Below are 20,052 nucleotides of genomic sequence, written 5' to 3'. Positions count from 1 at the left end.
GCTCGCAGCCGCGGTCGAACGGGCAACGCATGGCCGGCTCGGAGAGCTCGAATGCGTCGGCGCCGCGCACGGTTTCCCGCTTTCGCTGCAGCGTGTCGATCGCCTCGTCGCGCCGCGCGTGGCGCTCGTCGGCGATGCCGCGCATCTCATTCACCCGCTCGCCGGGCAGGGGATGAACCTGGGCCTGCGCGACGTCGCATCGCTCGCCGGTGTCCTGAGCAAAAAGGAGCCGTTTCGCGATCTCGGCGATCCGGTGCTGCTACGCCGTTACGAACGCTCGCGCCGCGAGGACATCGGTGCCCTCGCGCTGGCAACCGACGGGCTCCAGCGCCTCTTCTCCTTGCCGGGTTTCTTCGCCCGCACCGCGCGCAACGCCGGCATGTCGCTGGTCGGCGCGCAGCCGCTCGTGAAGCGCTGGCTGGTTTCCGCGGCGCTCGGCTAGGCGGGACGGACGGACCGAATTCATGCACCGCGCCGGAACCCCGCGCGGCGAACGATCAGAAGGACTTGTAAACCATGGCTACTTTCCTGCGCGGCGCCCTCGGCGCTGCCCTTATCGCCGCGACGGCACTTGGATGCTCCGCGCACGCCGACCAGACGACGGACAAGCTCAAGGCGACGCTGCAGGCCCGCCTGCCCGATCTCCAGATCAAAAGCATCACCAAGGCACCGGTCGCCGGGCTTTACGAAGTGAACGTCGGCGCACAGCTGATTTATAGCGATGCCAATGGCGATTATGTTTTCGTCGGCGATCTGCTCGACACGAAAGCACACGCGAATCTCACGGAGGCGCGCCTCGCCGAAATCAACAAGGTCGATTTCGCAAGCCTGCCGCTCGCCGACGCAGTCAAAGTCGTGAAGGGCAACGGCAGCCGCAAGATCGCCGTGTTCTCGGATCCCAACTGCCCGTACTGCAAGCAGCTCGAGGCATCGCTCAAATCGATCGATAACATCACCGTCTACACCTTCCTTTACCCGGTGCTGTCGGACGATTCGACCGCGAAAGCCAAGGCCATCTGGTGCTCGGCCGATCGAGCCAAGACGTGGGAAGCCTGGATGCTCGAACGTCGTGCTCCGTCGGGTACGGGTAGCTGCGACACGAGCGCGATCGACAAGAATCTCGCGCTCGGCCGCGGCATGAATGTGACCGGCACGCCGACGATCATCCTGGCGGACGGTCGCCGTCTGCCGGGTGCCGTATCGGCCGATGCGCTCGAGCGTGCGCTCGGCAAAGCGCGTTGAACCGGTTGCGCCAGCGTTGAGCAAACCGCCCGCATTCATTCTCTTCCCGCCAATTTCGCTTACCTGCCGATGAAGCCGATCCGCTACGTCATCGTTCCCAAGCAACCTGCCGCGCATATCTTCGAAGTAACGCTGACGCTGGCCGATCCCGATCCCGCCGGCCAGCGTTTTTCGTTGCCGACCTGGATACCGGGCAGCTACATGGTGCGGGAGTTCGCGCGCAACATCGTTTCACTGCAGGCTTTCAGCGAAAACGGGCGCAAGGTCCGGATCGACAAGCTCGACAAGCAAACGTGGCAGGCCGCGCCGCTAAAAGGCGGCGCGCTCACGCTGCGTTACGAGGTCTACGCATGGGACCTGTCGGTGCGGGCAGCCCATCTCGACGATACAACGGGCTTTTTCAACGGCACGAGTGTATTTCTCGCAGCGTTGGGCCATGAAGCAGCACCTTGCCGCGTCGAAATCCGCAAGCCCGCCGGTGCGGGCTATCGGAACTGGCGCGTGGCGACGGCGCTCACCGAAGCGCGCGGCACCAAGCGGTACGGTTTTGGCGAATATCAGGCGCAGAACTATGATGAGCTCGTCGACCATCCGGTCACGCTGGGTGAATTCGAGCTCGCCACGTTCACGGCGCATGGCGTACCGCACGACATCGTTATTTCCGGTCACACGACGCGTGTCGACATGGAGCGGCTCTCGGCCGATCTGAAGCGTATTTGCGAGGCTCAGATCGCGCTTTTCGAGCCACGCTCGAAAAAGGCACCGGTATCGCGCTATGTCTTCATGACGCTGGCGGTGACCGACGGCTACGGGGGGCTCGAGCACCGCGCCTCGACGGCGCTCATCTGCAATCGCACCGATTTGCCGGTGGCGGGCCGCACCGAAATGACCGATGGCTATCGCACCTACCTGGGCCTGTGCAGCCACGAATACTTCCATACGTGGAACGTCAAGCGCATCAAGCCAGCCGCGTTCGTCCCATACGACCTCTCGCGCGAGAACTACACCTCGCTGCTGTGGCTTTTCGAGGGCGTGACGTCCTACTACGACGATCTGATGCTCGTACGCAGCGGCGCGATGTCGCCCAACGAGTACTTTGCCCAACTCGGCAAGACGATCGGCGGCGTGCTGCGGGGCAGCGGACGGCTCAAGCAAAGCGTGGCGGAAAGCTCGTTCGACGCCTGGATCAAATACTACCGCCAGGACGAAAACGCACCGAACGCAATCGTCAGCTACTACCAGAAGGGTTCGCTCGTCGCGTTGGCCTTCGATCTGGCCATCCGCGAACGCACGAATCACCGCAAGTCGCTCGACGACGTCATGCGGCTGCTCTGGCAACGCTACGGTCGCGACTTTTACCGGAACGGGCACGAGGCGCAAGGCGTCGGCGAGGATGAGGTGAGGGCACTGATCGAGGAGGCGACGGGCGTCGATCTCGGGTCGTTTTTCGACGAAGCCGTTTATGGCACGCGCGATCTGCCGCTCGAGGCGCTCCTCGCGCCGTTCGGCGTCGAGTTGCGCCCCGATTTCGGTAACGGGGATGCAGGGCGGCTCGGCAAACCGTCGCTGGGCGCTCGCGTGCGTGCGGCGGGCACCGATTGCGCCGTTGCGGCCGTTCATGACGGCGGCGCGGCGCAAAAGGCGGGGCTGTCGGCGGGCGATATTCTTGTCGCACTCGATGGCGTGCGTATCACCGGCTCCAATCTCGACACGCTGCTCATGCGCTACCTGCCGGGTGCAACGGTCGACATCCACGCATTTCGCCGCGATGAACTGCGGGTGGTGCGGGCAAAGCTCGACGGTCCCGAGGTCACGCGCTATAAGCTCGTGGCCGACGACAAGGCGCGCGCACCGGTGCGCCGAGCACGCGAGCGCTGGCTGCTCGATTGAGCCGCCCCGGGCGGCACGCCAGGCTCGGCAGGCATCGCGGCGAGCTCCCGCCGCGATGCGTCGATTGTCCCGCTGGTGCAACAATGCGTCGCCGCGGCCCTACTTTCTGAGGCGCCGCAAAGTAAACACAATGGCTCCACTCGCGCTGCAAACGCGCAACCCAATAGACGGAGCCAAGATGACCACGATCCTGCAACTGAATTCGGCCGCTCGTTCGCAAGGCGCGAACTCGACGCTGCTCGCCACCGAACTGACGGAAAAACTGCGTAGCGCCAACCCCGGAGCGAAGGTCGTCGTGCGCGACTTGCTCGCCAACGCATTGCCGCACCTCGACGATTCGGTTCTCGGCGCCTTTTTCACGCCGGTCGAGCAGCGCACGCCCGAGCAGGCCGCGATCATCGCGCGCAGCGATGCGCTGATCGCCGAGCTGCAGGCCGCCGACATCATCGTCATCGGCGCTCCGATGTACAACTTCGGTGTGTCGTCGCAGCTCAAGGCTTATTTCGACTGGATTGCGCGTGCCGGCGTGACCTTCCGCTATACGGAGAACGGTCCCGAGGGTCTCGTGAAAGGAAAGCGTGCGTTTATCGTCTCGGCTCGCGGCGGCAAGTACGCCGGTACGCCGGCCGACAGCCAGGCGTCGCACATTCAGACATTTCTCGGTTTCATCGGTATCACCGATGTGAGCTTCATCTATGCCGAAGGGATGAACATGGGCCCCGATGCGGCAAGCGCCGGACTGGCCAGCGCCCGGGAAGCGATTGCTGCAGCAGCCTGAGGCCATAAAAACGCGGTGGGTCGCGGCGCAAGTTCGCCGCCCCGCCGTGCGACAGCCCGGCCATCCCCGTCGACCGGGGCAAACAAGCGCGACTGCGGGGCGGTATTACGCCTCGTCGCGAAGCTGCCAGTCGATCGGCTGGCGGCCGTGTGCCGCCAGATATTCGTTCGCAAGCGAAAAGTGGCGGCAGCCGAGAAAGCCGCGATGCGCCGAAAGCGGCGAGGGATGCGGCGCTTCGAGTACGCAATGCGGTCTCGCGTCGAGCAGCGCACGTTTGGCCTGCGCATGGGCGCCCCACAGCATGAATACTAGCCCCTCGTGCCGATGCGCGAGCTCATGAATCAGCGTATCGGTGCATTGCTCCCAGCCACGTTTGGCATGGCTGGCGGCTTTTCCGCGCTCGACGGTCAGCACCGTGTTCAACAGCAGCACGCCTTGCCTGGCCCATGCGTCGAGGCACCCCCGACGCGGCATTTCGCAACTGAGATCGGCCTCGATCTCCTTGAAGATGTTGCGCAGTGAAGGCGGCGGCCGCACCGGTTCCGGCACGGAGAAGGCAAGCCCGTGGGCTTGCGGGTGCCCGCCGTCGTCGCCGTGATAAGGGTCCTGTCCGACGATCACAACTTTGACGGCGTCGGGGCGTGTGAGACGCAATGCTCTAAATACATCAGCCGGATAGACCGTTTTGCCCGAGGCGAGTTGAGCGTCGACGAAGCGGCAGAGCGGCCCATAGGCTTCGCTTTCAAGGAAAGGCCTGAGGTGTTCGCGCCACTCGGTCGGTAGCGTATCGAACTGCGCCTCGAGCGGCGCGCTCAGACCGGGCTGCGAAATCGCGGGCGGTGCGGCGGGGACGTCGAAGAGCGACGCTTGCGCCGAATCCGAACTATGGGGTGGGCGTGCGCGGGCCATCGCGAGTCAGCCGCCCGCTCGCAAAGCGTATCCGCGCTGCGCCTTGTTGACGTTCTCGGGCACGAGGCCCGGCACGTTCGCGGATAGCTTGGCAGCGAATGAAGCAAGCGCGGATTCCTCGCCGTCGATCAGTTCGAGCTCGATCTCGCTGATGGGGGCACGGCGGACAACGCCGTCCACTTCCGCGGTGACTTCTCCGCGATCGATGGCCGCCTCGACCACCGCGCCGGCCACGACCATGCGCCACAGACGCCGGACGAACGTCGTACGGAAGAGTGCGACGAGTTCCGGCTCGGCGCGTCGCAACACGGCGAGCGCTTGCGCGTCGTCGCAGACCTCGGCGAGCACATCGGTTTCGAGCGAGGCACCGGCCACGGGCGTTTCCCATTCATGGCGGCTATGCAGGCCTTCCTTCGCTGTGCCGGCGGCTTTGAGCGTCTGCAGCCAGCCACTCGGCGTCTTGCGCAGCCTGAGCGCAATCCTTGCCTGGGTCAGCGCGAGCGCGGGCGTGTCGAAATAGATGTTTTCGAGCGGCAGGTCGCGGCCAGCCTCTCCGGTCTGCTCGACGAGGTAGCGCTCGGCTGCCGGGGCTTGATCGGGTGGCAGTGCCAGCTTGATTTCGCGTTCTATACCCATAGCGATCGGATGGCCGCGGGCGGCGCGGCGCAGGAATACATCAGAAGAACATGCGCGCGAGTTCCGCGCCCGGGTCTTCGGCGCGCATGAACGCCTCGCCGACGAGGAACGTATGGACCGAACGTTCACGCATGCGCTCGACGTCCGCGCGCCCGAGGATACCCGACTCGGTGACGACGATGCGGTCGTCGGGCACCCTCTCGAGCATATTCAGCGTCGTGTCGATCGACGTCTCGAACGTGCGCAGATTGCGGTTGTTGATGCCGATGAGTGGCGTCTTCAATGTCAGCGCCTCGGCGAGTTCGGCCTCGTCGTGCACTTCGACGAGCACCGCGAGGCCCAGCGAATGGGCGAGTGCCTCGAGGTCCTGCATTTGCGGTGTCGACAGTGCCGCGGCGATCAACAGGATGGCGTCGGCGCCCATCGCGCGCGCTTCGACGATCTGATAGGGATCGACGATGAAGTCCTTGCGCAGCACGGGCAGCTCGCAAGCGGCGCGCGCCTGTTCGAGGTAGGCGACGCTGCCCTGAAAAAAGCGCACGTCGGTCAGCACGGACAGGCACGCGGCGCCGCCGCGCTCGTACGAACGCGCGATATCGGCGGGCACGAAGTGCTCGCGCAGCACGCCTTTCGAGGGGCTTGCCTTTTTCACTTCGGCGATGACCGCGGGCTGCCCGGCCGCATGCTTGGCGCGCAAGGCGCCGACGAAATCGCGCAGGTCACGGGCCGATGCGTCGAGCCGCAGCGCTTCGAGAGGGGCGCTCAGTTGCGCGGCAGCCACCTCTTCATGCTTGACCGCGATGATGCGTTCGAGAATATCGCTCATGGCAAATATCAATGTTTCGTGTTCTTCGTTCAGGTACCGGGCTCGAGCCTCAGCGCACAAAGCGCTGTGTGAAGCGAGCCAGTTCGTCCACTTTGGCGCGGGCGCGGCCCGATGCAATCGCTTCGCGGGCAAGCTGAATACCGTCGGCAATCGAGGCGGCAACGTTCGCGGCATATAGGGCGGTGCCGGCGTTGAGCGTGACGATCTCGCGCGCGACGCCCGGGCGGTTCTCGAGCGCTTCGATCAGCAGTTTCTTCGACTCGGCCGCATCGCTCACCTTCAGCGTCCGGTTGGAGACCATCTGCATGCCGAAGTCCTCGGGATGGATCTCGTACTCGTGGATTTCGCCGTTGCGCAATTCGCCGACGAGCGTGGCCGCACCGAGCGAGACTTCGTCCATGCCGTCCTTGCCATAGACGACGAGCACGTGACTCGCGCCGAGCCGCTGCATGACGCGGACCTGGATACCGACGAGATCGGGATGGAAGACGCCCATCAGTTGATTCGGTGCGCCGGCAGGATTGGTGAGCGGGCCGAGAATGTTGAAGATCGTTCTCACACCGAGTTCGCGTCGTACCGGAGCGATATTTTTCATCGCCGGATGATGGTTCGGCGCGAACATGAAGCCCATGCCGGTCTCCTCGATCGAGGCGGCGACTTCTTCGGGCTGCAGGTCGATGTTGACGCCGAGCGCTTCGAGCACGTCGGCACTGCCCGACTTGCTCGATACGCTGCGCCCGCCATGCTTGGCGACCTTGGCACCGGCGCCGGCCGCGACGAACATGGTGGCCGTCGAGATATTGAAGGTGTTCGCGCCGTCGCCACCCGTGCCGACGATATCGACGAAATTCGAGTTGTCCACCACATCCACGTGCTTCGCGAACTCGCGCATGACCGTTGCCGCCGCCGCGATTTCGCCGATCGTTTCCTTCTTCACGCGCAGACCTGTGATGATCGCCGCCGCCATGACGGGCGACAGATCGCCCCGCATGATGAGCCGCATCAGATGCAGCATTTCGTCATGAAAGATTTCGCGGTGCTCGATCGTGCGCTGCAGCGCTTCTTGCGGGGTGATCGTCATGATCTCGTCCTTGTTTTCGCCGGCGTAACGGGTTCCGAGGTCGTACACGGCTAGACGGCGACCGTCCGTCCGGCCTGCGCCATCTTGAGGAAGTTCTCGAGCAACGCGTGGCCGTGCTCGGAAAGGATCGATTCGGGATGAAACTGTACGCCTTCGACGAGCAGCTCCTTGTGGCGGACACCCATGATCTCGCCATCGTCGGTCCACGCCGACACCTCGAGGCAATCGGGCAGCGTATCGCGCTCGATCGCGAGCGAGTGATAGCGCGTTACCGTGAAATGCTTCGGCAGGTCGGCGAATACGCCCTTGGTATCGGTCTCGATCCGGCTCACTTTGCCGTGCATGATCGTCTTTGCGCGCACGACGCGGCCGCCGAATGCTTCGCCGATGGCCTGATGTCCGAGGCAGACGCCGAGAATCGGCTTGGCGCCTGAGAAGCGCCGCAGGACGTCGAGTGTGATGCCCGCATGCTGCGGATTGCTCGGCCCCGGCGAAAGGCAAATGGCGTCCGGGTTCAGTGACGCGATCTCGTCGAGCGTGATTTCGTCGTTGCGGTAGGTGCGCACGTCTTCGCCGAGCTCGCCGAAGTACTGGACGAGGTTATAGGTGAACGAATCGTAGTTATCGATCATCAGCAGCATGGTCTTTCTCCGCTCAGAAGTCGGCATCGAGGCCGTCTTGCACCTGCTCCGCCGCGCGCAACACGGCGCGCGCCTTGTTTTCCGTCTCTTGCCATTCCGACTCGGGAACGGAGTCGGCAACTACGCCTGCAGCGGCCTGCACGTACAAATTGCCGTTGTGAACGATGCCCGTCCGGATGGCAATGGCCAGATCCATCTCTCCCGTGAAGGAAAGATAGCCCACCGCGCCGCCATAGAGGCCGCGCTTGACGGGTTCCAGCTCGTCGATGAGCTCCATCGAGCGCACCTTCGGTGCTCCCGAGAGCGTGCCTGCAGGGAAAGTCGCGCGTAGAACGTCGAAATTCGTCACGCCGGGTTTGAGCCGCCCTTCGACGGAGCTCACGATATGCTGCACGTGCGAGTACTTTTCGATGACCATCTTGTCGGTCACGGCCACCGAGCCCGTTTGTGCGATGCGGCCCACATCGTTGCGGGCGAGATCGATCAACATCACGTGTTCGGCGACTTCTTTCGGGTCGTTCAAAAGCTCCGTGGCCAGTTCGGCATCGCGCTCGGGCGTATTGCCGCGCGGACGCGTCCCGGCGAGCGGTCGGATCGTCACGATTCGATCGTCGCCGCGCTTTTCCTGCCGAACGAGGATCTCGGGCGAGGCGCCGATGACCTGGAAGTCGCCGAAGTTATAGAAATACATGTACGGCGACGGATTCAGCGAACGCAGCGCCCGGTAGAGCGAGAGCGGGTTGTCGCGGTAGGGCTTGATGAGCCGCTGGCCGACCTGGACTTGCATGAGCTCGCCGGCCGCGATGTATTCCTTCGCGCGCCGGACCGCGGCGAGGTAGTCCTCGCGCGCGAATTCGCGGTAAATATCGGTGCGCACGCTGGGCGTTGTCACCGGCGGTTGAACCGTCGCGCGCAAACGGTGACGCAACTCGCGCAGACGCTGCTTGCCGCGCGTGTACGCTTCCGGCGTCGACGGATCGGCATAGACGATCAGGTAGAGCTTGCCTGCGAGGTTGTCGATGACGGCAAGCTCTTCGGTCAGCAGCAGTTGGATATCCGGAAGGCCGAGATCGTCGCGCGGCGCCGAATGCGCCAGCTTCTTTTCGATATAGCGGACGGCATCGTAGCCAAAATATCCGGCCAATCCCCCGCAAAAGCGCGGCAGACCGCTCGTATGCGCCACCTTGAAGCGGGCCTGGAACTGATCGATGAAATCGAACGGGTCGCCCTCGTGCGTCTCGACGACCTCGCCGTCACGCACGACTTCCGTCTTGCCGCTCATGGTGCGCACGAGCGTGCGGGCGGGCAGCCCGATGAACGAGTACCGACCGAACCGCTCGCCGCCGACAACGGATTCGAGCAGGAACGAGTTCGCGCCGCCGCGCTCGGCTTGAGCGAGCTTCAGATAGAGCGAAAGCGGAGTCTCCAGATCGGCCAGCGCTTCGGCGATCAGCGGGATGCGGTTATAGCCCTCGCTTGCAAGGGACTTGAATTCGAGTTCGGTCATGTTCCGATCCTGTTCGTATGAGCGGCGCTTCGGCATTGCATGGGTGCGGCGCGAAGCGCACGGCAAACCGTTGGACCGCGAGCCCGGGCGGCGACTCGGAAGTCACTTCGGCCCGAAGCGATCCGGGCGATGCGGCAATGGGAGCGTGGCTGCGCGGCAAAGCAAAAACGGTACTGGGCCTCGGGCCCAGCATACCTCGGGGAGAGGTCAGTGCGACCAGCGACGCCAGGGCCAAGCTCCCCGGTCGATGCTGCTCAGACTCCGTTTTTTGCTCAGAAACATGAGGTGATAACTATGTCGTCGATGATGGAGTGCTTGCCTCTAAATTCGCGTGATGGCGGACGATCGCCGTCGCGGCTGCAAGCAACGTGCCGACTATACCATCGGAATTTATCGTTTGTATAGCCTTGCCGTGGTTGTACCCGTACGGCACCGTGAGCGTTGCCATGCCGGCTGCGCGCCCCGCGAGCGCGTCGTTTTCGGAGTCGCCGATCGCCACTGCCTCGGACGGTGCCACGCCGAGCGCCGCACACGCCGCCAGCATCGGCACCGGATCCGGTTTTTTGCGAGGCAGGCTGTCGCCGCCGAAGATGATCGAGAAATACTTCGCGAGCCCATGTTGCTCGAGCAACGCGACGGCGAACCGGCGCGGCTTGTTCGTCACGCAGGCCAGTTTGAGCCCCGCATCGTGCAACGCGGCGAGACCGCGTTCGACATCGGGATAGAGCTGAGTGTGGCGTCCATTGATCTGCGCATAGTGGGTCTGATAGCAGGCCAGCGCCGTCTCGAAACGGGCTTCGGTCTCTTGCGGCGAAAACCGCGCGGCGAGCACGCTGCGGATCAAATGCTCGGAGCCTTTGCCGACATAACCGACGACTTCGTCGCGCGTGACGGGCAGGGCCGCGCCGATCTCGGTCAACATGCCGTTGATGCAGACGGTGAAGTCGTCCGCGGTATCCACCATCGTGCCATCGAGATCGACGACGGCGGCTCTCAGGCGCAGGCTCGCGAAGCGCGGCGCCGCTTGATTGGGAAGCGCGGCACTCATGACGGGAGCGCCTCCGTCGTGGCGAGTTGACGGCGCATTTCATCGATGACCGCGCGATAATCGGGTTTGCCGAAGATCGCCGAGCCCGCGACGAAGGTATCGGCGCCCGCGCGCGCAATTTGCGCGATGTTGTCCACCTTCACGCCGCCATCGATTTCGAGATGAATCTGCCGACCCGTCTGCTCGCGGTACGCATCGATGCGCGCGCGCGCGGCGCGCAGCTTGTTCAGCGCTTCGGGAATGAACGACTGGCCGCCGAAGCCCGGGTTCACCGACATGATGAGCACCAGGTCCACGCGGTCCATCACGTGGTCGAGATAGTTGAGCGGTGTGGCAGGGTTGAACACGAGGCCGGCCTGGCATCCGTGATCGCGGATCAGTGAGAGCGTACGATCGATGTGCTCGGACGCTTCCGGGTGGAAACTGATGAGATTCGCACCGGCTTTCGCGAAATCAGGCACGATGCGATCAACGGGGCGTACCATCAAATGCACGTCGATCGGCACCTGGACGTGCGGGCGGATGGCTTCGCATACGAGCGGCCCGATGGTCAGATTCGGGACGTAATGGTTATCCATCACGTCGAAGTGAATCCAGTCGGCGCCGGCGGTGACGACCTGGCTGACTTCTTCGCCCAGCCGGGCGAAATCAGCCGACAGAATGCTGGGGGCGATACGGAATTGCGTCATGGCGCGTCAATCCTCATTGTCGGCGGGCGGCGGCAGGGAAAGGGGCATTTTACCGCGCGTTGCTATGTGGCTGGCCGATCATTGCTCGGTTGCGGCCGAGGGCGCCATCGCGCAGAATGCCAATCCGAAACAGAGCGCGAACGTCGTGTGACGTCGCGTCTCGTTTCGGCTTCTTATCAGAACGAAACGATGGAACCTGAATCACGATGAGCCAGTATCAATTCAGCGTGGCGGCGCAGACGCGTTATCTGCCGGAGCAGTCGGACCCGGAGCACCGTCAGTACGCGTTCGCTTACACGCTGACGATTCGTAATATCGGTCAAGTGCCGGCGCAACTGATCGCACGCCATTGGATCATTACCGACAGCGATGAGCAGGTCCAGGAGGTCAAGGGATTGGGCGTCGTCGGTCATCAGCCGTTGCTGCAGCCCGGCGAGCAGTTCGAGTATACGAGCTGGGCCGTCATCGCGACCCCTGTCGGCACAATGCGCGGCGAGTACTTCTGCGTGGCGGAGGACGGGGAGCGTTTCGAGGCCCCGGTGGCCGAATTCACGCTCCAGATGCCGCGCACGCTGCATTGACGGGGCACGGGAGCGCCCAGGCGTGCAACGCGCCAGGCCCCGGCGAAACGATCGCCAGGCAAGTCCGGGCACAAGACTTCATCGAACAATGAGCAAACGTATGCGCATCGATCTGAGGGCGGCAGGGCGCGCCGTGGCAGCAGCCTGCGCGGTGCTGCTGGCCGCTTGCGGCGGCAACGGCGTCGTGCGCCCGAGCGCGACGGCGCCGGCTTCGGCACCCATCGTTTCGGGACAGCTTGCGACCGCCCGTCTGACGCCTGTTGCGTGGCAACAAGTCCCGGGTTGGCAGGACGATTCTCTGATCGGCGCGGCCGAGGCGCTACGCGAGAATTGCGCACGCCTCGGGCGTGAGCCCCGCTGGAAGAATGCTTGTTCAGCAGCAGCGCATCTCGACGATCTCGATGTCGCCAGCACCCGCACTTTCTTCGAAACCTATTTCACTCCCTTTCAATTCGCGAACGGCGACGGCACCCTCGATGGCCTCGTGACGGGATATTACGAGCCCCTGCTGCACGGCTCGCGGGTGCGCCGCGGAGCCTATCAGTTTCCGCTCTATCGTTGGCCCGCAGCTTATCGCCCTGGCGCAGCGCTACCACCGCGCGCCGAGCTGGAGCGCTCGGGCGCGTTGGCGGGCAACGAACTCGTCTGGGTCGACGATCCGATCGAAGCGTTTTTTCTGCAGGTGCAAGGCTCGGGACGCATTGTGCTCGACGACGGCAGCGTGATGCGGGTCGGTTTCGGCGGAAGCAATAATCAACCTTACAAGTCGATCGGCCGGTGGCTGCTCGATCACGGCGAATTGACGCCTTCGCAGGCGACGATGCAAGGCATCAAGGCGTGGGCGCGCGCAAATCCGTCGCGCCTCGACGCGCTGCTCGACACCAACCCGCGTTTCGTATTCTTCCGCGAGATGCCCTTGCCTGATCCGGCGCTCGCGGGGCAGGAGAAAGGCCCGGTGGGCGCGCTTGGCGTGCCGCTTACGCCGCAGCGCTCGATCGCCGTCGATCCTGCCTCCATTCCGCTTGGGACGGCGGTGTTCTTGCAGACCACGCGGCCGATGACGAACGCCCCGATGAACCGGCTCGTTTTCGCGCAGGATGTCGGAACGGCGATCAAAGGCGGTGTCAGGGCCGATTATTTCTGGGGCCTCGGAGACGACGCTGGCGATCTCGCCGGCAAGATGAAGCAGAGCGGACGCATGTGGCTGCTGCTGCCGAACTCCTAGCGCACGAAGGTCGCGTCGTCGCGTCGCCCGGTCTTCAATTGCCGGACCGGCGCTTATCCACGACGCGGCGCGCTTTTCCGACAGAACGTTCGATGCCGCCAACGGGTAATAGGTTGACGGACGCCGAAATGCCGATGAGCGCCTTGATGTCGTAGCTGAGGGCCGAGCGCGCCGCATCGAGTGCCGCGACGTTTCCATCGGCTTCGGGGGACGGCTCGACGTTCAGCGTCATCAGGTCGAGCGGGCCGTCTTTCGTCAGCACGATCTGGTAGTGCGGCGCCAGTGCGCGTTGCTTGAGCAGCAACTCCTCGATCTGGGTGGGAAACACGTTGACGCCGCGCACGATCATCATGTCGTCGCAGCGGCCCGTGATTTTTTCCATGCGCCGCATCGTACGCGCGGTACCCGGCAGGAGGCGCGTCAGATCGCCTGTCCGATACCGGACGATCGGCAACGCCTCTTTTGTCAGCGATGTAAACACGAGCTCGCCGAACTCACCGTCCGGTAGCACCGCGCCCGTTTCGGGGTCGACGATCTCCGGATAGAAGTGGTCTTCCCAGATCGTCGGGCCGTCTTTCGTCTCGGCGCACTCGGAGGCGACACCTGGACCGATGACTTCGGAAAGCCCGTAGATGTCCACCGCATCGATCCCCATGCGCTGTTCGAGTACGAGGCGCATTTCGTTCGTCCATGGCTCCGCGCCAAATATGCCGATGCGCAGCGACGATTGAGCGGGATCCAGGCCTTGACGCTCGAATTCGTCGGCAAGAGCAAGCATGTAGCTTGGCGTCACCATGATGATGTCGGGCTGAAAATCACGAATCAGCTGCACCTGTTTCTCAGTCTGTCCGCCCCCGAACGGAATCACAGTCAATCCTGCCCGCTCCGCGCCGTAGTGAGCGCCCAATCCGCCCGTGAACAGCCCGTATCCGTAGCTGACGTGGACTTTATCGCCGCGTCGCGCACCCGCGGCGCGGATCGAGCGCGCCACGAGGCCGGCCCAGGTGTCGATGTCGCGAGCGGTATACCCGACGACCGTGGGCTTGCCCGTCGTACCCGATGAGGCATGGATACGCGCGATGCGGTCCTGCGGCACGGCGAACATGCCGAACGGATAGTTCTCGCGAAGGTCGCTCTTCTTCGTGAACGGGAAGCGCGCGAGGTCGGCTAGCGTGGTCAACTCGTCGGGGTGTACGCCAGCCTCATCGAACTTGCGTCGATACACCGGCGAGTTTTCGTAGGCGTGCTTGAGCGACCATTTAAGGCGTTCGAGCTGCAGGTTCGCCAGTTCGTCACGGCTGGCGGTCTCGATCGGTTCGAGCGGCAAAGCGGTATCCATGAATGTCTCCATCTCCCGTGTTGCGGGTTCCACGTTCGCCGTGTGTCCCGTCATGTTTCAGCTGTTTGCGATTGGGGAAGATTGCACGTCAACTCCCCGCGATGACACTCCCACGAATTTGAGTGGACTTGCCTCTGAACATCGCCACCGTTTCGCCGGCGCGATTGGTTACACGGATGTCATAGATTCCGGTGCGTCCATTCAGCGTTTGCTCGATGGCTTCGGCAATCAACACATCGCCGCCATGGACCGGGCGCAGGAATTCGATCGAACAGCCGGAGGCGACGGTATTCACGTTGTACGAGTTGCAGGCGAACGCGAAAGTTGAATCCGCGAGCGTGAAAATGAGGCCGCCGTGACAGATATCGTGGCCGTTGAGAAAGTCGGGCCGCACCGTCGCGCGCATTCGTGCATAGCCGGCACGTACCTCGAGCAACTCGAAGCCGAGTGCGCGGGAGCATGCGTCGGCCCGATACATCGCCGCTGCGACAGCGTGCGCGAGTTCGTCGCCACGGAGGTTTTCGGCATGGGCGGGGGGACGGGCTTCAGACATATCAGCGTCCCTCGAAACGTGGCGCACGCTTTTCGATAAACGCGGCGACGCCTTCCGCATAGTCGCGCGAGGCACCCAGTTCGCGCTGCAAGTCACGCTCGAGATCGAGCTGCCGATCGAGCGTTTGCGTCGTACTCGCACGCATCGCGCGCTTGATCGCCGCGATGGCTCGCGTGGGCTGCTGGGCAAGCCGGCTGGCCAGGCGCATTGCCGTTTCCGTAAGTTGTTGATCGTCGACGACCTGCCAGATGAGCCCCCACCGCTCGGCGTCTTCGGCGCTCAGCTTGTCGCCGGTCAGCGCGAGGCCCAGTGCCCGCGCCATGCCGATGCGCTGTGGCAGCAACGCGGTGCCGCCCGAATCGGGAATGAGGCCAATCTTGACGAACGATTGGACGAAGCTGCTCGAGCGGGCCGCGAGGGTGATATCGCAGGCGAGTGCCAGATTTGCTCCCGCTCCTGCAGCGATACCGTTGACTGCCGCGATCACGGGCAACGGGAGGTTCTGTAAACGCCTCACGAGCGGATTGAAGTTTTCGTCGATGAGTGCGCCGAGATCCGTCATGGCGCCCGGCTCGAAGCTCAGATCGGCGAGATCCTGGCCAGCGCAAAAGCCGCGTCCCGCACCGGTCAGTATGAGCGCACGCGCGCCGGAGGATTCAATGTTGTCGAGCGCCGCGCGCAGTTCGGCGTGCATCGCTCGAGTGAAACTATTGAGCTTGTCCGGTCTATGGAGCGTCACAGTGGCGACCTGCGAGGCGGCGTCGAGATCGACGCGAATCGCTTCATTGAGCATCGGTTGTCTCCTGGCTGCTTGATATCGATGAGCTGGCGTGCGTGACAAAACGGCTTTCGGTGGTGCTGACGTTCCGGGGCTGTGCTTACGAGTTCTCGATCCGCTCGATGGCAAGTGCAATGCCTTGCCCGACCCCGATGCACATGCAGCACAGCGCGTACTTGCCCGATATGCGTTCCAACTGGTGGAGCGCGGTCGTGACCAGCCTCGCGCCGGACGCCCCGAGCGGATGCCCCAATGCGATCGCACCCCCGTTCGGATTGACGCGTGGGTCGTCGTCGGCAAGGCCGAGCAGGCGCAGCACGGCCAGACCCTGTGCGGCGAACGCTTCGTTGAGTTCGATGACATCGAAGGCTTCGAGCGTCATGTTGATGCGCGCCAGTAGTGCCTGGACAGCCGGCGCGGGGCCGATGCCCATGATTCGCGGTTCGACGCCTGCTGTCGCCATGCCGAGAATGCGTGCGCGCCTGCGCAGGCCGTACTGTTTTGCCGCTTCTTCGTTGGCGAGCAAGAGCGCACAGGCGCCATCGTTGACGCCGGATGCATTTCCGGCGGTAACGGTGCCATCGGGACGTACGATTCCCCTCAGTTTCGCGAGCGCTTCGAGTGAAGTTTCTCGCGGATGCTCGTCGCGAGTCACATGAACCGTTTCGCCGTTCTTTTGTGGAATGGCGACAGGGACGATTTCCTGGGCGAGCGTGCCGTCGCGTTGGGCACGCGCGGCTTTTTGCTGGCTGCGCAGCGCGAACGCGTCTTGATCGGCCCGGTCCACCTCGAATTGAGCCGCCACATTCTCGGCGGTTTCCGGCATGGAGTCGATCCCGTACTCGCGCTTGAGCGCGGCGTTCACGAAGCGCCAACCGATCGTCGTGTCGTGGATCTCCGCCTGACGAGAAAATGCACTGGAGGCTTTTGCCATGACGAACGGCGCGCGAGTCATGCTTTCCACGCCGCCGGCGATCATCAGTCGGGCTTCGCCCGCTTTGATTGCACGCGCCGCAGTCCCGATCGCATCCATACCGGAGCCGCATAAACGGTTCAACGTCGCGCCGGGGACCTCGGTCGGCAAACCCGCCAGCAGCGCTGCCATTCTCGCCACGTTACGATTGTCTTCCCCAGCCTGATTCGCGCAACCGTAGACGACATCGTCGAGCGCGCGCCAGTCGACGCCACCATTGCGTTCCACGATGCTTCGGATGGGAACGGCCGCGAGATCATCGGCCCGGACGTCTTTCAACGCGCCGCCGTAGCGCCCGAACGGAGTGCGAATCGCATCGCAAATGTAGGCATCGTGCATCGCTGGTTCCTATTGCTGCAAAGACGTGCCCGCACCGGAGCGGGCGAAAGTTCGAATCATCGTAGTGGCGCGCGCGGTGGCGCGCCATTCGACCGTTCGGTCTATGCCGTTTGGCCAGCTGGCGTTGCGCTGTTGGCCGGCGCAACATGGACGCGGCTTTGAACGACGCGGAATCGGTTGGCAACGAACGCCGAATCCGTCAGGGCAGCATTGGCTGCAGGGTTGCCGCCCGTTCCGTGAAAATCCGAGAAAGCGGCCGACTGATTGACGAAGACGCCGCCGGTCAGATTGATCGACAGTGCGACTCTCCCCTGGATCGCCGCTTCGTGTGCCGCATCGATCACGGCCTCGTCGGTGCTGTAGACGGACAGCGTGAGTGCCCCGTGCTCGCGAGCAATCGAGCTGGCGAGCTCCAGAGAATGGCTGGTCGAGTCGGTCGCGATGACGAACGAGACCGGGCCGAACCACTCGCTACGGGCTGTGGCGAGATCGCTGGACGCGTCGAGCTGCACCAGCAGGGGCGTGCGTATGCGCGCGCCGGGAAAGGCGGGATGTTCTAGCGCAACGCTATCCGCGAGGACGCGTCCGAGCGAGCGCGCTTCATCGATGCGGCGGGCGACGCCCTCATTCTGGATCGCGCCGAGCACCTCGACGGCGCGCGCGGGGTCCGCGACGAGCTTTTGGACGGCCGAAGCGAGCGCCTGTGCGACGTCGTCGAAGCTCAGGTGTCCCTCGGATGTCCGGATTCCGTCGCGCGGCACGTAGATATTTTGCGGCGCAGTGCACATCTGGCCGGAGTACAGCGCGAGCGAGAACGCGATATTGCGCACGGCGGCCTTCAGATCGTCGACTGAGTCGATCACGATCTGGTTCACGCCGGCCTTCTCGGTAAAGACGTACGCCTGGTGTGCGTTACGTTCGAGCCAGGTTCCGTTTTGCGTACTGCCGGTGAAATCGATGAGCTTGATTTCGGGCCGTACCGCGAGGGCCTGGACCAGCGGGCCGTCGTTCGGCGCCGTGGCGAGCAGCGTCACGACGTTGGGATCGAAGCCGGCCTCGCGCAGCACTTCGCGCGCGATGCGAACGGTAATCGCCAGCGGAAGGATTGCGCCCGGATGAGGTTTGACGATGACTGCGTTGCCGGTCGCGAGATCGGCGAAAAGCCCCGGGTAGCCGTTCCAGGTCGGGAACGTGCAGCAGCCCAGGACAAGCCCGATGCCCCGCGGTGCGATCGCATAGTGCTTTTTCATCGCGAGCGGCGGATTTTTGCCCTGCGGCTTTTCCCAGTGAGCCTCGGTGGGTACGCGGCGCAACTCATGCCAGGCGTAGGCGATGGCTTCCAGCGCCCGATCCTGCGCATGTGGGCCGCCGGCCTGAAAGGCCATCATGAAAGCCTGACCGGTGGTATGCATGACGCTATAGGCGATCTCGAAGCTCGCGCGATTGAGCCGCGCGAGAATTTCGAGGCTTACGCCGATCCACGCCTCGCGGCCGGCGCGGCGCCAAGCGTCTTGAGCGGCAACTGCTGCCGGGATGAGCGTATCGGCACTCGCCTTCGGATACTGGACATCGAGCGCAAACCCGTATGGCGATACCTCCGCGCCGACGGTCTCACCGGTGGCCGGTTGATCGAGCTCGAACGTGCGATGAAGATGGGCTTTGAATGCTGCTTCGCCTTCTGCGTTGCTCGTTTCCCCGTACACTCTGGGGCTCGGCATTTCCGCGAAAGGGCTCCAGTAGCCGCGCGTTTCGATAGCGGCAAGGGCGTGCTTCAGCGTGTCTTCGTGCTTCGCAAAAAGTGGATGTGTCATGGCGGAGACAGAGCGGGCCTAAGTTGAAGGAGGCAGTTCGGCCATTCATTGACCGACCGGTTGGTTTGCGAATGTTACCATCGTTCGCGCGACGATATCGGGCGTTTTTTGGGGATTCCCGGGTGAAAAAGATAGGAGGTGAAATGGAATACGAAAACATCTTGGTCGAGACGCGCGGACGCGTCGGGCTCATAACGTTGAACCGCCCGAAGGCGCTCAATGCGCTCAACGATGCGCTGATGGACGAACTCGGCACGGCACTCAGGGCTTTCGAGGCCGATGACGGCATCGGAGCCATTGTTCTGACGGGCAGCGAGAAGGCGTTCGCTGCGGGGGCCGATATCGGAATGATGTCCAAGTACTCCTATATGGACGTGTACAAGGGGGACTACATCACGCGCAACTGGGAGGCGATCAGCACGATCCGCAAGCCGATCATTGCGGCGGTCGCGGGATTTGCGCTAGGTGGCGGCTGCGAGCTCGCGATGATGTGCGACATCGTCTTCGCTGCGGACAGCGCGAAATTCGGTCAGCCGGAGATCAAGCTCGGCGTGATGCCGGGTGCGGGCGGCACGCAGCGCTTACCGCGCGCGGTCTCCAAGGCGAAAGCGATGGACTTGTGCTTGACTGCCCGGTTCATGGATGCGGCCGAAGCGGAGCGGGCAGGGCTGGTCTCGCGGGTGTTGCCGGCCGCGACGCTGCTCGACGAAGCGATCGCGGCTGCGGCGACCATCGCGGAATTCCCGTTGCCGGCCGTCATGATGGTCAAGGAATCGGTGAATCGCGCCTACGAAACGACGCTTGCGGAAGGGGTTCGTTTCGAGCGTCGATTGTTCCATTCGCTTTTTGCAACGGAAGATCAGAAGGAAGGAATGGCGGCGTTCGTCGAGAAGCGCAAACCCGTCTTCAAGCATCGATAGCGCCGGTGCGCGAATGGGCTTGCAAGGTGCGCGGAAGGGGCCTAGAATTGCGCCCTTTCGCGCATTCGGCAACGAGGCGCGGAGCTTGGGAAGTCGATGTGCAGCGCGGGTCTGGCCGGTTTTGGGATAGCAGCAAGGTGGCGCCAAAAACCAGTTGACGATGTACGAGAAGGGCTGCATAATCTCGCTTCTCTGCTGCTTAAGCAGCAACGCAAGACGGTGAGCCGGGTGGTGATGACGGCAAGCGGTTGAGCGACGCGATCTTTAACAATTCACAGTCGATAAG

General features: G+C 63.5%; 21 protein-coding genes. 8 read left to right on the top strand and 13 right to left on the bottom strand.

Going from position 1 to position 20,052, the window contains the following annotated elements; genetic code table 11:
• The 4 genes from ACO1XS_RS15475 to ACO1XS_RS15460 form a co-directional block, all read left to right on the top strand.
• The coding region (locus ACO1XS_RS15475) for an FAD-dependent monooxygenase (RefSeq protein ID WP_486391099.1) at window positions 1-442 on the top strand (442 nt) is incomplete at its 5' end.
• A gap of 74 nt (window positions 443-516) precedes the next feature.
• Entirely contained in the window at window positions 517-1,242 is a 726-nt protein-coding gene (locus ACO1XS_RS15470; protein ID WP_331568857.1) for a DsbC family protein, read from the top strand.
• A gap of 69 nt (window positions 1,243-1,311) precedes the next feature.
• Window positions 1,312-3,132 carry a M61 family metallopeptidase gene (locus tag ACO1XS_RS15465; protein WP_486391098.1) on the top strand — a complete coding sequence of 607 codons (1,821 nt, stop codon included), beginning with the start codon at window positions 1,312-1,314 and terminating at the stop codon, window positions 3,130-3,132.
• Between the two features lie 178 nt (window positions 3,133-3,310).
• On the top strand, window positions 3,311-3,910 hold the full coding sequence (locus ACO1XS_RS15460; RefSeq protein WP_331568853.1) for an FMN-dependent NADH-azoreductase: 600 nt from the start codon (window positions 3,311-3,313) through the stop codon (window positions 3,908-3,910).
• Between the two features lie 105 nt (window positions 3,911-4,015).
• Here the strand turns inward: ACO1XS_RS15460 and ACO1XS_RS15455 are convergent, their stop codons facing one another.
• From ACO1XS_RS15455 to rpe, 8 genes are all read right to left on the bottom strand, one after another.
• A complete protein-coding gene (locus ACO1XS_RS15455) occupies window positions 4,016-4,819 on the bottom strand; it encodes a uracil-DNA glycosylase (RefSeq protein ID WP_486391097.1) in 804 nt (267 codons plus the stop codon).
• A 6-nt stretch (window positions 4,820-4,825) separates the two neighbouring features.
• Complete coding sequence (locus ACO1XS_RS15450; protein ID WP_486391096.1) at window positions 4,826-5,455, bottom strand: CYTH domain-containing protein; 630 nt, start codon at window positions 5,453-5,455, stop codon at window positions 4,826-4,828.
• Window positions 5,456-5,495: 40 nt separating this feature from the next.
• Entirely contained in the window at window positions 5,496-6,281 is a 786-nt protein-coding gene (gene trpC, locus ACO1XS_RS15445; RefSeq protein WP_331573425.1) for an indole-3-glycerol phosphate synthase TrpC, read from the bottom strand.
• Window positions 6,282-6,330: 49 nt separating this feature from the next.
• Entirely contained in the window at window positions 6,331-7,362 is a 1,032-nt protein-coding gene (gene trpD / locus ACO1XS_RS15440) for an anthranilate phosphoribosyltransferase (protein WP_331573427.1), read from the bottom strand.
• A gap of 50 nt (window positions 7,363-7,412) precedes the next feature.
• Window positions 7,413-8,003 (bottom strand): aminodeoxychorismate/anthranilate synthase component II, encoded by a 591-nt coding sequence (locus tag ACO1XS_RS15435; RefSeq protein ID WP_331573428.1) that lies wholly within the window; start codon window positions 8,001-8,003, stop codon window positions 7,413-7,415.
• A gap of 13 nt (window positions 8,004-8,016) precedes the next feature.
• Complete coding sequence (gene trpE / locus ACO1XS_RS15430; protein ID WP_331573430.1) at window positions 8,017-9,510, bottom strand: anthranilate synthase component I; 1,494 nt, start codon at window positions 9,508-9,510, stop codon at window positions 8,017-8,019.
• 292 nt (window positions 9,511-9,802) lie between these two features.
• Window positions 9,803-10,558, bottom strand: a complete 756-nt coding sequence (locus tag ACO1XS_RS15425; protein ID WP_331573432.1) for a phosphoglycolate phosphatase — start codon at window positions 10,556-10,558, stop codon at window positions 9,803-9,805.
• Complete coding sequence (gene rpe / locus ACO1XS_RS15420; protein ID WP_486391095.1) at window positions 10,555-11,247, bottom strand: ribulose-phosphate 3-epimerase; 693 nt, start codon at window positions 11,245-11,247, stop codon at window positions 10,555-10,557. The genes ACO1XS_RS15425 and rpe overlap by 4 nt, the downstream gene beginning before the upstream one ends.
• Between rpe and ACO1XS_RS15415 the strand changes: the two genes are divergently transcribed.
• From ACO1XS_RS15415 to mltA, 3 genes are all read left to right on the top strand, one after another.
• On the top strand, window positions 11,246-11,398 hold the full coding sequence (locus ACO1XS_RS15415; RefSeq protein WP_331573434.1) for a hypothetical protein: 153 nt from the start codon (window positions 11,246-11,248) through the stop codon (window positions 11,396-11,398). The genes rpe and ACO1XS_RS15415 overlap by 2 nt on opposite strands.
• Window positions 11,399-11,453: 55 nt before the next feature.
• The gene (gene apaG, locus ACO1XS_RS15410) at window positions 11,454-11,828 is read left to right on the top strand and encodes a Co2+/Mg2+ efflux protein ApaG (RefSeq protein ID WP_331573436.1); all 375 of its coding nucleotides are present in this window, start codon (window positions 11,454-11,456) and stop codon (window positions 11,826-11,828) included.
• An 88-nt stretch (window positions 11,829-11,916) separates the two neighbouring features.
• Window positions 11,917-13,053, top strand: a complete 1,137-nt coding sequence (mltA, locus tag ACO1XS_RS15405; RefSeq protein WP_331573438.1) for a murein transglycosylase A — start codon at window positions 11,917-11,919, stop codon at window positions 13,051-13,053.
• 34 nt (window positions 13,054-13,087) lie between these two features.
• On the opposite strand, the gene paaK is transcribed toward mltA, so the two are convergent.
• The 5 genes from paaK to paaN form a co-directional block, all read right to left on the bottom strand.
• Window positions 13,088-14,392, bottom strand: coding sequence for a phenylacetate--CoA ligase PaaK (gene paaK / locus ACO1XS_RS15400; protein ID WP_331573441.1), 1,305 nt, complete (start codon window positions 14,390-14,392; stop codon window positions 13,088-13,090).
• 88 nt (window positions 14,393-14,480) lie between these two features.
• Window positions 14,481-14,945 carry a hydroxyphenylacetyl-CoA thioesterase PaaI gene (gene paaI, locus ACO1XS_RS15395; protein WP_331573443.1) on the bottom strand — a complete coding sequence of 155 codons (465 nt, stop codon included), beginning with the start codon at window positions 14,943-14,945 and terminating at the stop codon, window positions 14,481-14,483.
• A gap of 1 nt (window position 14,946) precedes the next feature.
• Window positions 14,947-15,738 (bottom strand): 2-(1,2-epoxy-1,2-dihydrophenyl)acetyl-CoA isomerase PaaG, encoded by a 792-nt coding sequence (paaG, locus tag ACO1XS_RS15390; RefSeq protein ID WP_486391094.1) that lies wholly within the window; start codon window positions 15,736-15,738, stop codon window positions 14,947-14,949.
• Window positions 15,739-15,823: 85 nt separating this feature from the next.
• The gene (pcaF, locus tag ACO1XS_RS15385) at window positions 15,824-17,035 is read right to left on the bottom strand and encodes a 3-oxoadipyl-CoA thiolase (RefSeq protein ID WP_486391093.1); all 1,212 of its coding nucleotides are present in this window, start codon (window positions 17,033-17,035) and stop codon (window positions 15,824-15,826) included.
• A 101-nt stretch (window positions 17,036-17,136) separates the two neighbouring features.
• On the bottom strand, window positions 17,137-18,846 hold the full coding sequence (gene paaN / locus ACO1XS_RS15380; RefSeq protein ID WP_486391092.1) for a phenylacetic acid degradation protein PaaN: 1,710 nt from the start codon (window positions 18,844-18,846) through the stop codon (window positions 17,137-17,139).
• Between the two features lie 143 nt (window positions 18,847-18,989).
• On the opposite strand from paaN, the gene ACO1XS_RS15375 reads away from it, so the two are divergent.
• Window positions 18,990-19,766 carry an enoyl-CoA hydratase gene (locus ACO1XS_RS15375; RefSeq protein WP_331573450.1) on the top strand — a complete coding sequence of 259 codons (777 nt, stop codon included), beginning with the start codon at window positions 18,990-18,992 and terminating at the stop codon, window positions 19,764-19,766.
• Window positions 19,767-20,052: the final 286 nt, after the last annotated feature.

Source organism: Trinickia sp. (assembly GCF_057351765.1).
The sequence above is the reverse complement of the archived record's forward strand: the minus strand, read 5'-3'. Positions and strand labels throughout refer to the sequence as shown.